Origin of the sequence: Pseudomonas sp. EL_65y_Pfl2_R96, from assembly GCF_963970905.1 — a bacterium.
GTDB lineage: Bacteria > Pseudomonadota > Gammaproteobacteria > Pseudomonadales > Pseudomonadaceae > Aquipseudomonas.
Genome location: NZ_CAXAQH010000017.1, coordinates 22,353 through 34,580, shown reverse-complemented (window position 1 = coordinate 34,580; position 12,228 = coordinate 22,353). Strand labels below are relative to the sequence as shown.

Genomic DNA, 12,228 nt, shown 5'->3' with positions numbered 1-12,228 from the left:
CCAACACAAGTCTCTGGCGTCGGAATAATGGCAAAAAGCTACGCCCGCGTCGTTTTCAGAATGTTTGAGGTCGATCCCGAGCGGTGGCCTGAAAAAATGCCCGGGCGCGAGGATCACAAGCATAGGCAACGTTGATGCGCTGCCAGTCATGGGTTTCACCGGTGGGGCTGAATGCCGTCGGGCAAGACAGCAGGACACCGAAACGCCGCGCCTGTGTCCGCACCTGAGTGTGATCGGACTTGCGCGATCGCGCCCAGATGAACAGGCCACCCACAGGTTTGCCGAAGACCTCCCAGCCCGCGTCCTCGAGCACTTGCAAGGCCGCCTCTCTGTCGGTACTCAAACGCTGGCGCTGGCGCTGCACCAGTTTGCGATAGGCGCCGCTGGCCAACAGACGCGCCAGCACCGATTCGCAAAACCGTGAAGCGCCCATGCTGCTGATCATCTTGACCTTGGCCAGACGCGATATGACATCGGCACCCGCCACGACAAAGCCGACCCGCAACGAACTGCTGAGGGTTTTGGAGTAGCTGCCGACATAGATCACGTTGTCATCGATGTCCAATGCCGCGAGACGCGTACCGGGGCCGCTGTGCAAATCGGCATAGACATCGTCTTCGATCACCAGCACGCCATGTTTTCTGGCCAGTTGCAGAACCTGCTGAGCCACGCCCAAGGTCAAACAGCTGCCGGTGGGGTTGTGATAAAAGCTGTTGATGAACAAGCCACGGGGTTTGTACTTCAACAACAGTGTCTGGAGTGCTTCGGTGTCGGGTCCGTGAGGCGTTCGTGGCACCTCGATCATGCTGACCCCGTGCAGCCTGAGCAGATCGAACAGCATCGAATAACCGGGGCTCTCTACCACCACACAATCGCCTGGGTTAAACAAAGTGCGCACGATCAGGTCGAGCCCATGAGTGGCTCCCGCCGTGGTCAGGATTCGACTTTCGTCCACCGCGATATTCAGCTGTTTCAACCGTTTGAGGATCTGCTGACGCAGGGCAAGCAGGCCCAGTGGCGTGCTGTAGTTGAACAGTCCGGCCATGTCGGTGCGGCTGACCTGGCGCATGGCATAGCTCAGGTCGTCAGTTTCGCGCCAGCTTTCGGGTAAGCCGCCGCAGCCCAGCTTCAGTTCGCCCACGTGGCCGCTCTGATTCTCCTCAGCCCCCTCGAACCAGGGAAAATCCCGTTGCCCCTGATCAGCCAGCGCCGTTGTCGCGACAAAGAAACCCGCCCCATTGCGCGTCGCCAGCACCCCTTGCGCCACCAGCCGTTCGCAAGCCTCGACGACACTGGATTGGCTAAGCAGATTGATCCGCGCGATTTGCCGAACGGACGGCAAACGCGTCCCCGGCGGCACCTCGTCACAACGGAGCCAGTCGGCCAACGCGTCGACGATTTGCTGCACGACCGGCACCAATGCCTGTCGATCGATTCTCAACTCCATGAGCAAGCAAACTCCTGTCTGTTTTGCGGGAAACAGTTAATCACAGGAGTGCTCGAGGGGATGTGCGACAAAACCGCCAAAACCGTCGGTTCTAACCATTTGAAACACATTGCCCGGCGTCTTCAGGGAACCGATGCCCCTGTGGCGAGGGAGCTTGCTCGCGCTTGAGTGCGCAGCACTCATAGAACTTTGGGGCTGCTGCGCAGCCCAGCACGAGCAAGCTCGCTCGCCACAAAGGTAGATATGCCTGAAGAGGCAGGGTCCCGGCATCGCGACCTAAAACATTAAAACGCGGTAACACCCCCATCCACCGCCAGCGAATGACCGGTGGTGAACGCCGCGCCGTCGCTGCACAGGTACAGCACCGCGCTGGCAATTTCTTCGACCTTGCCGATGCGCCCGACCGGGTGCATGGCATTGGCGAATTCGCCTTTCTTCGGGTCCGCCTCATAGGCACGACGGAACATGTCGGTGTCGATCACCGCCGGGCACACCGCATTCACACGAATCTTTTTCTTGGCGTATTCAATGGCCGCCGACTTGGTCAGGCCGATCACCGCGTGTTTCGAGGCGGCGTAGATGCTCATCTTGGGCGCAGCCCCCAGGCCGGCGACCGAAGCGGTGTTGACGATCGCGCCACCGCCCTGGGCCAGCAGCAACGGCAACTGATACTTCATGCACAACCAGACGCCTTTGACGTTGACACCCATGATCGCGTCGAACTCATCGACCGTACCCTCGGCCAGTTTGCCTTTCTCAATTTCGATGCCGGCATTGTTGAAGGCATAATCGAGACGGCCGTAGGTATTCACCACCTCGTCCATCAGATTTTTTACATCGCTTTCCACAGTGACGTTGCAGCGCACGAAGGTCGCTTCACCGCCAGCGGTGCGAATCAGCGCCACAGTGCCTTCACCTCCGGCTGCGTCCAGATCGGCCACCACCACGTTCAAACCTTCGGCGGCAAACGCCAAAGCGGTCGCGCGGCCAATACCATTGGCCGCGCCCGTCACAACGGCGACCTGGCCGGAAAACGTCATGCTCATTGTTATGTCCTCGAAGGCAAGAATGCGGGGGATCGCGTGTGCCCAGTCTAGTCACAGGGGCGTGTCGCACGGCAGCACTATCAAAAGGCCGGTTGGGCCCCCATGAGTCGCAGTGATAGAACGGGCGACCTGACTATCACTGCACTGGATCGATGTGCATTCGCAGCGTCAGCCAACCTTGCGACATCGCCCATGAAGGTCTATCAACAAGACTTCATTCATCTTGAGTGCCTGTCATGACTACCCAGACCAATCGCCAGTTCCTGCTCGCCAAACGTCCCGTGGGAGCGGCTACCCGTGAGACATTCACCTATCAAGAAGTACCGGTCGGCGAACCGGCGGCGGGTCAGATCCTGGTCAAGAACGAATACCTGTCCCTGGACCCGGCCATGCGTGGCTGGATGAACGAGGGCAAGTCCTACATCCCGCCAGTCGGCATTGGCGAAGTCATGCGTGCATTGGGTGTCGGCAAAGTCATCGCCTCGAACAATCCGGGCTTTGCAGTGGGTGACTACGTCAACGGTGCCTTGGGTGTGCAGGATTACTTCCTCGGCGAGCCACGAGGTTTCTACAAGGTCGATCCGAAACTGGCACCGCTGCCGCGCTATTTATCCGCGCTCGGCATGACCGGGATGACTGCCTACTTCGCCCTGCTCGATGTCGGTGCGCCAAAGGCCGGCGACACCGTCGTGCTGTCGGGCGCGGCTGGCGCGGTGGGCAGCATTGCCGGGCAGATTGCCAAGATCAAAGGTTGCCGGGTGATCGGCATTGCCGGCGGCGCGGACAAGTGCAAGTTCCTGGTCGATGAACTGGGTTTTGACGGTGCCATCGACTACAAAAACGAAGACGTACACGCCGGCCTCAAGCGTGAGTGCCCGAAAGGCGTCGACGTGTATTTCGATAACGTCGGCGGCGATATTCTCGATGCCGTGCTGAGCCGTCTGAACCTGAAGGCGCGGGTAGTGATTTGCGGCGCCATCAGCCAGTACAACAACAAGGAAGCGGTCAAAGGCCCGGCCAACTACCTGGCGTTGCTGGTCAACCGCGCGCGGATGGAAGGTTTCGTGGTGATGGATTACGCCGCGCAGTTCGCCGCTGCCGGGCAGGAAATGGCCGGCTGGATGGCCAAGGGGCAGCTCAAGAGCAAGGAAGACATCGTCGAAGGGCTGGAAACCTTCCCGGAGACGCTGATGAAGTTGTTCAGCGGCGAAAATTTCGGGAAGTTGGTGTTGAAGGTTTAACCCGATATCTGAAAAAACCACAAAACCCTGTGGGAGCGGGCTTGCCCGCGATAGGGGCGTGTCAGTCAACATTAATGTTTCTGATTCACCGCTATCGCGGGCAAGCCCGCTCCCACAGGTTTAGTGGCGTTTAAGCGAGCTCTGCGACGACGGCGGCCAACGCCTTCGCCGGATCCGCCGCCTGGCTGATCGGACGACCGATCACCAGGTAGTCGGAACCGGCATCCAGCGCCTGACGCGGGGTCAGGATGCGGCGCTGATCGTCCTGGGCACTGCCCGCCGGGCGAATCCCCGGGGTCACCAGTTGCAGCGACGGGTGAGCGGCTTTCAAGGCCTGGGCTTCGAGGGCCGAGCAGACCAGACCGTCCATCCCGGCTTTTTCTGCCAGCGCGGCCAGGCGCAGCACCTGCTCCTGCGGCTCGATGTCCAGGCCGATACCCGCCAGATCCTCACGTTCCATGCTGGTCAGCACGGTCACGCCGATCAACAGCGGTTTCGGGCCGGTGCGCTGATCGAGCACCTCGCGGCACGCAGCCATCATGCGAAGGCCGCCGGAGCAGTGCACGTTGACCATCCACACGCCCATTTCCGCGGCGGCCTTGACGGCCATGGCGGTGGTGTTCGGGATGTCGTGGAACTTGAGGTCCAGGAACACTTCGAAACCCTTGTCGCGCAAGGTGCCGACGATTTCCGAAGCGCAACTGGTGAACAGTTCTTTACCGACTTTGACCCGGCACAGCTTCGGGTCCAGTTGATCGGCCAGCTTCAGTGCGGCGTCACGGGAGGGGAAATCCAGGGCGACGATAATAGGCGTCTGGCAGGCGGACATGAGTGGGCTCTCAGGCAAGTCGAAATCGGCGCGCATTGTAGCGGAACCAGCGACGCTGCGGGACCCGATGATCGGTAAATCGTCGAGTCGGCTCAGCCAAGACTAGTCCTTTCACCAATTGTGTCGAGCCCGATACATACACGACACGCCCACAACACCCTTCAACGCTACCCTCGGCAGCCGCAACAGGTCCTACAGCACTTCCCGCCTCACGGCCGGACGCCTATGCTGAAGCCACAACCTCGCAGCCTATCTTTGTGGTTGGCAGCCTACCTGGCAGATGAACGCACGCATGCACAACTCCCCAGCACCTCTGAACGACGATCAAAAAGCGCCGCCCGATGATAAACGCTGGAGCATTCGCGCCCTGATCGTCGACGATGACGTCCCGATCCGCGAGCTGATGATCGATTACCTGGCCCGGTTCAATATCCACGCCAGCGGCGTCACCGATGGCGCCGCCATGCGTCAGGCGCTGCAAGCCGAGCATTACGACGTGGTGGTGCTCGACCTGATGCTGCCCGGCGAAGACGGTTTGTCGCTGTGCCGCTGGCTGCGCGCCGAATCGGACATCCCGATCCTGATGCTCACCGCCCGCTGCGAACCCACCGACCGGATCATCGGCCTGGAACTGGGTGCCGACGACTACATGGCCAAGCCATTCGAACCGCGGGAACTGGTCGCGCGGATTCAGACCATTCTGCGTCGGGTGCGCGACGACCGCACCGAACAGCGTGCGAACATTCGCTTCGACACCTGGCGGCTGAACAGTGTGCTGCGCCAGTTGATCGCCGCTGATGGCCTGGTGGTGCCGCTGTCCAACGCCGAATTCCGCTTGCTCTGGGTGTTCATCGAACGTCCGCGCCGGGTGCTCAGCCGCGAACAGCTGTTGGACGCCGCTCGTGGTCGCTCGATCGAAGCGTTTGATCGCAGCATCGATTTGCTGGTGTCGCGCCTGCGCCAGAAACTCGGTGACGACCCGAAAGCCCCACAGCTGATCAAGACCGTTCGCGGCGAGGGTTATCTGTTCGACGCACGAGACATCGGCTGATGCGTGCGCGCTTCGATACGCTGTTCGGCCGCCTGTTTGGCGTGCTGCTGCTGGCGATCGTACTGGCGCATTTGTTAGCGTTTTTATGGTTCAAACATTATGGGCCACCCCCTCCGCCTCCCCCACCGCCGTCGGAGTTTTCCGAGCGCTTCGACGGACAACGCCCGCCAATGGCCCCACGCTTCGACAACCGGCCGCCACGGCCATGGTTCGGCGGGCCACTCGTGCCGCTGACCTTTCAGCTTGTCTCGCTGATCATCGCGGCCTGGTACGGCGCCAAGCTGTTGACCCGCCCGATTCAGCGCCTGAGCGACGCCGCCGAACGCCTGAGTGAAAATCTCGACAGTCCGCCCCTGGATGAGTCCGGTCCACGGGAAGCGCGCCAAGCGGCGCACACCTTCAACCTGATGCAGAAACGCATTCTGGAACAGATGCAGCAGCGCTCGCGAATGCTCGGCGCAGTGTCCCATGACCTGCGCACGCCGCTGTCGCGGCTCAAACTGCGGCTGGAACAGATCGACGACGACAAGCTGCAAGGCCAGATGCGTCAGGACCTGGACGACATGATCGGCATGCTCGATTCCACCCTCACTTACCTGCACGAACAGCGCACCAGCGAAGCGCCACAATGGATGGACGTGCAAGCGCTGGTCGAATCCCTGAGCGAAAACGCTCAGGACCAGGGCGCCGACGTCCAGAGCAGCGGTCATTGCGCCCCGTTGCAGGTTCAGCCGATGGCCTTGCGCTCGTGCGTCAACAACCTGCTGGATAACGCTCTGCGTTATGCCGGGGACGCGCTGATTACGCTTGAGGACAGCCGCGAGGAGCTGGTGATCCGGGTCATCGACCATGGCCCGGGTATCGCGGCGGATAAACGTGAGGCGGTGTTCGAACCGTTCTTTCGTCTGGAAGGCTCGCGCAATCGCAACTCCGGCGGCGTCGGTCTGGGCATGACCATCGCCAGGGAAGCAGCGGAGCGTCTGGGAGGGCAATTGAGCCTGGAAGAAACCCCCGGCGGTGGTCTCACGGCGGTCATCCGCCTGCCGCGCCTCTGAGCCACAACGACTCCCACAGGATTTGATGCCGGCCCGATATTTGTGTGTGTACCAATCGGTACAAATCCCATATACCCACGATAACTTGCCCCTTGAGGCTGCATAGGCCGGTGCACCCACCGGTTTCCCATTCCAAGGAGTGAGCACAATGATCGGTAGTGTCAGCAACTACACGAGCTATACCAGTACCAGCAGCACCACCTCCACCAACAGCGCTCGCAGCCAGCAATTCCAGAAAGAACTGCTCGCCAAACTCGACAGCAACAGTAACGGCGCGGTGGACCAGGACGAGCTCAAGAGCGCCCTGTCACAGAAATCCGACGACGGTCCGCTGGTCACCCTGAGCAAGAACTTCAGTGACCTGGACAGCGACGAAAGCGGCAGCCTGAGCAGCGAGGAAATGGCCGCGATGGCCCCTCCACCACCGCCGCCGGGCGATCAGGCACCGAACACCGAACTGGCCGATGCGCTGATCAGCGCCCTAGACTCAGACAGTGACGGCGCCATCAGCAGCGATGAACTGAGCAGCGGTCTGACCAACGCCGGCAGTACGGCCGACAGCGCGGAAATCTTCTCGGCCCTGGACAAGAACGAAGACGGTACCGTCAGCCAGGACGAACTCGCCGCCAGCCTGACCCCTCCGCCGCCGCCACCTCAACAGGTGTCCAGCGAAGAACTGTTCAGCCAACTCGATGCCGACAGCGATGGCAGTGTCACGACCACGGAACTGAGCAGCGCCCTGGCCAGCGACAGCACCTCATCGACCAACACCGACACCAGCGCCGCGCTGCTCAAAGCGCTCGATAGCGACAGCAGCGATGGCGTCAGCAGCGATGAACTGAAAGCCGCCTTGCAAGCCGGCCGTGAGCAAAGCACCGACAGCTCCACCGACCCGTTCAACGTGACCGAAGCCCTGAACAAAATGATCGCCAACCTGAGCAAGCAGTACTCGCTCGACAACGTGGCGACCGTGGGCAAACACCTGAACGTCGCGACCTGAGTCAGGCGTTCAGTCTGACAGACCGTGTCGTCCGTTTCGCGGGCAAGCCCGCTCCCACCGTTGATCGGCGTTGATCACACTGTTAGTGACCAACCCAAAACCAGTGTGGGAGCGGGCTTGCCCGCGAAGAGCCCGCAAACCCCAACAAAAAACCTCAGGGCCGGCGATCTTCAACCCGAGCCTGGCTCTTGCTCCAATCGGTCAGCAGGCTGTAAGCCACGGCCAGCAACGTCGGACCAATGAACAACCCGATAAACCCAAACGCAATCAACCCGCCAAACACCCCGAGCAACACAATCACCAACGGCAAATTCCCGCCCCGACTGATCAGGTACGGCTTAAGCACGTTGTCGACCCCGCTGATAATGAATGTCCCCCAAATCCCGAGGAACACCGCCATGCCGTACTCGCCCTTCCAGGCCAACCAGGCCGTGGCCGGAATCCACACCAGCGGCGGTCCCATCGGAATCAGGCTCAGCAAAAACGTCACAATCCCCAGCACCAACGCCCCAGGCACGCCGGCAATCAGGAAGCCGATCAACGCCAGCACCGCCTGAGCCGCCGCTGTACCGATCACCCCATTGACCACCCGCTGCACGGTACCCGCCACCAGGTCGATGTAATACCCGGCGCGCTCACCAATCAGCCGCTCCAGCAACCCATGGACAAACACCGCCAGACGCGGCCCGTCCCGGTAGAAAAAGAACACGAAAACAATACTCAGCGTCAGCTCTAGAATCCCGCCGCCAATCTGCGCACTGCGCGCCAGCAACCAGTTACCGACCTGCCCCAGATAAGGCTTGATCGCCAGCATCATCGCCGCGCCTTGCTGATCGATGCTGTTCCAGATCCCCACCAACCGCTCGCCGACCAGGGGAATACCGCCCAGCCAGACCGGTGCTTCAGGCAGACCATCGACTTGCACATCCTTGATGAACGCCGTGGCATCGCGCACGTGATCCGCCAGATTGAACCCCAGCCATACCAGCGGTGCCGCCACCAATATCATCCAGCCGAGCGTCAGCAATAGCGCCGCCAGGGATTCACGACCATTGAGCCAACGGGTCAACAGACGCATCAGCGGCCAACTGGCAAACGCCAGCACCGCGCCCCAGAACAGCGCCGACCAGAATGGCGCCATCACCCATAAACTCGCGCCAAACAGCACCAGGAGCAGGATCTGCACCAACAGCCGATCATTATTGAGCATGTAAGATCCTGAAAAAAGTCAGCCGAAAAAGTCAGTCAGCAAAGCGTAGGCGAACGCGCAGAACGCGTTCGCCGAATGAGCTTATCGCAACAATTCGAAGTGCAGGCCAGAGCCTTCGACGCTGCCGGTTTCCATCCGCGCCGTGCGCACGCCCTGGCCGATCAGCGCCTGGCGCCAGGCTTCGGCATTGGGCCCCGAAACGCCGACCCGCAACGTGGTGTCCAGGTTCAGGCCCCGGGAAATCAAACGCAGCCAGGTGTCGTCAGGGTCACCGCCGAGTTTGGGGAAATCGAGTTTCCCGGTGCTTTTGAGCTGGCGCAGCAACGTGGCGGACGTCGGCAACAAATTACCCAGCGGCGCGGCGGCGTCGAACTGCTCGACGTGCAGATAGGCCCTGCGATTACCGCGAGTGATGCTGTAAAGCGCCACCAGTGTGTTGTCTTGAGGGGCCGCCAGACGCAGCAGCAAATAAGCCTGTTCATTATCGGCGCCATACAGCTTGGCGTTGCCGAAGACTTCATTGGCCCACAGGCTGCTTTCGCCACAATCCCGGGCCTGGCACCAGAACAACAGTTCGGCGCCCTGCTTCTGCAAGGCTTCGCGGGCGGCGGTGAAGGCCTCAGTGGAGGCATGCTCCGGTGGCAATTCGTAGGTGACCGAGGTGGTTTGCCCCCGTGCGGTGACCTGGCCGTCGAAGCGCAACTGACCGCTGATCTTGCGGATCGAACCCAGCGGGTAAATCCGCTCGAGCTCAACCGTCGGGCGATAGTCGACGATCTGTGCATCGGTCATGCGCGGCACGATCGGCAGATCCTGACTGCCCGGGATATCAGCGGCCAATAACCAGGGACTGAAAGTGCATAGTGCCAGCAGAGTGAGTGAACGCATGGATAGGCTCATCGGATCAACATGGCCTGGGCACCTTTGATGATGCTGGCATCATCGATGCGCTCGGGCACCAGCAAACCACGCTGCACCGCAGGGCGCGCCTCCATGGTGGCTATCCAGCGTTGCAAGGCCGGCAAGCCGTCCACCGAGACACCGGACCAGTCGTGGCCACGGACCCACGGAAAGGTCGCGATGTCGGCAATGCTGTACTCTCCCGCCAGAAACTCCACGGCTTGCAGACGCGTGTCGAGCACTTCATACAAGCGCCGGGTTTCATGTTGATAACGGTCGATGGCACCCTGGAGTTTTTCCGGGAAATAGCGGAAAAACACGTTGGCCTGGCCCTGCATCGGACCGATGCCGCCCATCTGGAACATCAGCCACTGCAACACTACCGAGCGCCCTTTCGGGTCCTGGGGCAGCAGCTTGCCGGTCATCTCGGCGAGGTAAATCAGAATTGCGCCGGATTCGAACACAGCGAAATCGCCATGGGCGCGGTCGACAATCGCCGGAATCCGGCCATTGGGATTGATCTTGAGGAAGTCCTCGGACTTCTGTTCCTTTTTGTCGAAACTCAAGGCATGCACCGTATAGGGCAGGCCGAGTTCCTCGAGCACGATAGAGACCTTGTGGCCATTCGGGGTCGCTGCGGTGTACAGATCTATCATGGTTGTCTCCCATTTCAACCCGCCCAGCCTCGACAGTTGCCCGGCGCAAGTCAAGGAACGGCGAAGAACTGATTGAAACAGTCTGCGACAAGGTCGGCACCGGGTTCGTCATTCAGGTGCAAATGATGGCCGCCAGGCAACTGTTCACGGCTAAAGGGTAGACGCTCCAGCAACTCGGGGTGTTTGGCGAGCATGCCGTCAGCCGCGACCACCAGCTGTGCAGGACAACTGACGCGCTGGACGAAAGCCATCGCCTGTTCAGTGGTCAGACGTAACGGCGATGGAAGGGTCAGGCGGTTGTCGGTGCGCCAGGTGTAACCGCCCGGCACCGGCATCAAGCCGCGCTGAGCCAGCAATTCGGCGGCTTCGCGACTGACCGCCACCAAGCCTTTCATGCGCGCTTCGACGGCCCGGTCGAGGGTGTTGTAGACCGGTTTGCGCTTTTCCCGCAGATCCAGCTGCGCTTGCAGGGCCATGCCCATGCGCTCGGCGGCATTTTCGCCTTTGTCTGTAGGAGGAATGATGCCGTCGATCAACGCCAAGTGAGTCACCCGCTCCGGCAACGACCCGGCCAGCACCAGCGAGACGATCGCCCCCAGGGAATGCCCCAGCAGCGCAAAACGCGGCCATCCCAACTGCTCGGCCACTTGCAACACGTCGTGGGCGTAGTCCCACAGCGCATAACCGGCGCCGTTCGGCCGATGCCCCGAGTGACCGTGCCCGGCCATGTCCAGCGCGACGATGCGCAAGCCCTTGAGCTTCGGCGCCAGCCGGGCAAAGCTGTTGGCGTTGTCCAGCCAGCCGTGCAAGGCGATCACCGGCAAGCCGTCCTCGGGCCCGAACAGGTGCGCCGCCAACTCGATATGCGGCAGGCTCAGGCGAACTTCTTCAACGACGCTGCTCATGCGCACTCCTGTTGGCGGCGACCTTCCCAGCGACTGAACAGATTTTTCAGCAGCATGGCCGTGTCCTGTGGACGTTCGAGAGGAAACATGTGGCCGCCGGGCAGGGTCAAGGACTCGCCCAAAGGCATGCGCCCGACAGAACGGGCGTGATGGCGCATCACCACGCGGCTCTTGTGCCCGCGAACCACCGCCAGTGGCACTTTCAGCTGCCGCGCACTGCCGGGGCTGGTATGGGGCACGCCACGGTAGATGCTGATTTCCGTGGCCGGGTCGAACCGCAGACGCAGCTTGTCGCCGACCTTTTGCAAACCATGTTGAAGATAGGCCTCGAAGCATTCCGGATCGAAGCCGCGAAACAGGGTTTTACCAGCGAAATACAGGCGGGCCGCCTCCAGATCGGCGAACTCTTCCCGCCGTCCCAGGGTACGACCGGCCGGGGTCAGGCGATCGATGAAACCGAAGCGTTTGGCGGCACGGATCACCCATTGATCGGCGCGGGTCAGCACCGGCGAATCGAGCATGACCACGCCGCGATACAACTCTGGGCAACGCAACGCGGCATGCAGGTGCAGCACGCCGCCGAAGGAGTGGCCAACGCCCCAGACCGGCCCGGGTTGCTGCTTGAGGTGATGAATCAGCTCATCCACCAGATTGTTCCAGTTGTCGTCCGCCGGAAAACGCGGGTCATGGGCGTGCTGCTCCAAATGCGCCACTTGGTACTCCGGCGCCAGCGCGGCAAACAACTTGCCGTACGTGGCCGAAGGGAAACCGTTGGCGTGAGCGAAAAACACCTGTTGCGACATACCGGCGATCCATGTGCAAAAAACAGAGGGTGATTGTCCGTAAGACCGTGTCCTACAGCAATGACCGTAACTGACAGGAATGATG

General features: G+C 61.1%; 12 protein-coding genes. 4 read left to right on the top strand and 8 right to left on the bottom strand.

Translation table 11 applies throughout. The features are described from left to right. Positions 1-55 precede the first annotated feature (55 nt). Together AACY49_RS17750 and AACY49_RS17745 are read right to left on the bottom strand one after the other, a co-directional pair. On the bottom strand, positions 56-1,447 hold the full coding sequence (locus AACY49_RS17750; RefSeq protein ID WP_339525405.1) for an aminotransferase-like domain-containing protein: 1,392 nt from the start codon (positions 1,445-1,447) through the stop codon (positions 56-58). A gap of 284 nt (positions 1,448-1,731) precedes the next feature. Continuing rightward, a complete protein-coding gene (locus tag AACY49_RS17745; RefSeq protein ID WP_320393659.1) occupies positions 1,732-2,493 on the bottom strand; it encodes an SDR family oxidoreductase in 762 nt (253 codons plus the stop codon). Between the two features lie 236 nt (positions 2,494-2,729). On the opposite strand from AACY49_RS17745, the gene AACY49_RS17740 reads away from it, so the two are divergent. Next, entirely contained in the window at positions 2,730-3,734 is a 1,005-nt protein-coding gene (locus tag AACY49_RS17740) for an NADP-dependent oxidoreductase (RefSeq protein WP_339525403.1), read from the top strand. A gap of 130 nt (positions 3,735-3,864) precedes the next feature. On the opposite strand, the gene pyrF is transcribed toward AACY49_RS17740, so the two are convergent. Beyond that, positions 3,865-4,563, bottom strand: coding sequence for an orotidine-5'-phosphate decarboxylase (pyrF, locus tag AACY49_RS17735; protein ID WP_320393658.1), 699 nt, complete (start codon positions 4,561-4,563; stop codon positions 3,865-3,867). 292 nt (positions 4,564-4,855) lie between these two features. Here pyrF and AACY49_RS17730 point away from each other — a divergent pair, with 292 nt between their 5' ends. From AACY49_RS17730 to xopAW, 3 genes are all read left to right on the top strand, one after another. Then, positions 4,856-5,614, top strand: coding sequence for a response regulator (locus AACY49_RS17730; protein WP_339525401.1), 759 nt, complete (start codon positions 4,856-4,858; stop codon positions 5,612-5,614). After that, entirely contained in the window at positions 5,614-6,669 is a 1,056-nt protein-coding gene (locus AACY49_RS17725; protein WP_258699565.1) for a sensor histidine kinase, read from the top strand. The genes AACY49_RS17730 and AACY49_RS17725 overlap by 1 nt, the downstream gene beginning before the upstream one ends. A 148-nt stretch (positions 6,670-6,817) precedes the next feature. Next, positions 6,818-7,669: an EF-hand domain-containing protein gene (gene xopAW, locus AACY49_RS17720; RefSeq protein WP_339525399.1), complete on the top strand. Its 852-nt coding sequence runs from the start codon at positions 6,818-6,820 to the stop codon at positions 7,667-7,669. Between the two features lie 154 nt (positions 7,670-7,823). On the opposite strand, the gene AACY49_RS17715 is transcribed toward xopAW, so the two are convergent. The 5 genes from AACY49_RS17715 to AACY49_RS17695 form a co-directional block, all read right to left on the bottom strand. After that, positions 7,824-8,879, bottom strand: coding sequence for an AI-2E family transporter (locus AACY49_RS17715; RefSeq protein ID WP_320393654.1), 1,056 nt, complete (start codon positions 8,877-8,879; stop codon positions 7,824-7,826). 81 nt (positions 8,880-8,960) lie between these two features. Continuing rightward, a complete protein-coding gene (locus tag AACY49_RS17710; RefSeq protein WP_258699562.1) occupies positions 8,961-9,767 on the bottom strand; it encodes a DUF4892 domain-containing protein in 807 nt (268 codons plus the stop codon). 8 nt (positions 9,768-9,775) lie between these two features. Next, on the bottom strand, positions 9,776-10,435 hold the full coding sequence (locus AACY49_RS17705) for a glutathione S-transferase family protein (RefSeq protein WP_339525395.1): 660 nt from the start codon (positions 10,433-10,435) through the stop codon (positions 9,776-9,778). Positions 10,436-10,485: 50 nt separating this feature from the next. Next, positions 10,486-11,340: an alpha/beta hydrolase gene (locus AACY49_RS17700; RefSeq protein WP_339525393.1), complete on the bottom strand. Its 855-nt coding sequence runs from the start codon at positions 11,338-11,340 to the stop codon at positions 10,486-10,488. Then, entirely contained in the window at positions 11,337-12,143 is an 807-nt protein-coding gene (locus AACY49_RS17695) for an alpha/beta fold hydrolase (protein WP_258699559.1), read from the bottom strand. Before AACY49_RS17695 ends, AACY49_RS17700 begins: the two co-directional genes overlap by 4 nt. Between the last annotated feature and the right edge of the window lie 85 nt (positions 12,144-12,228).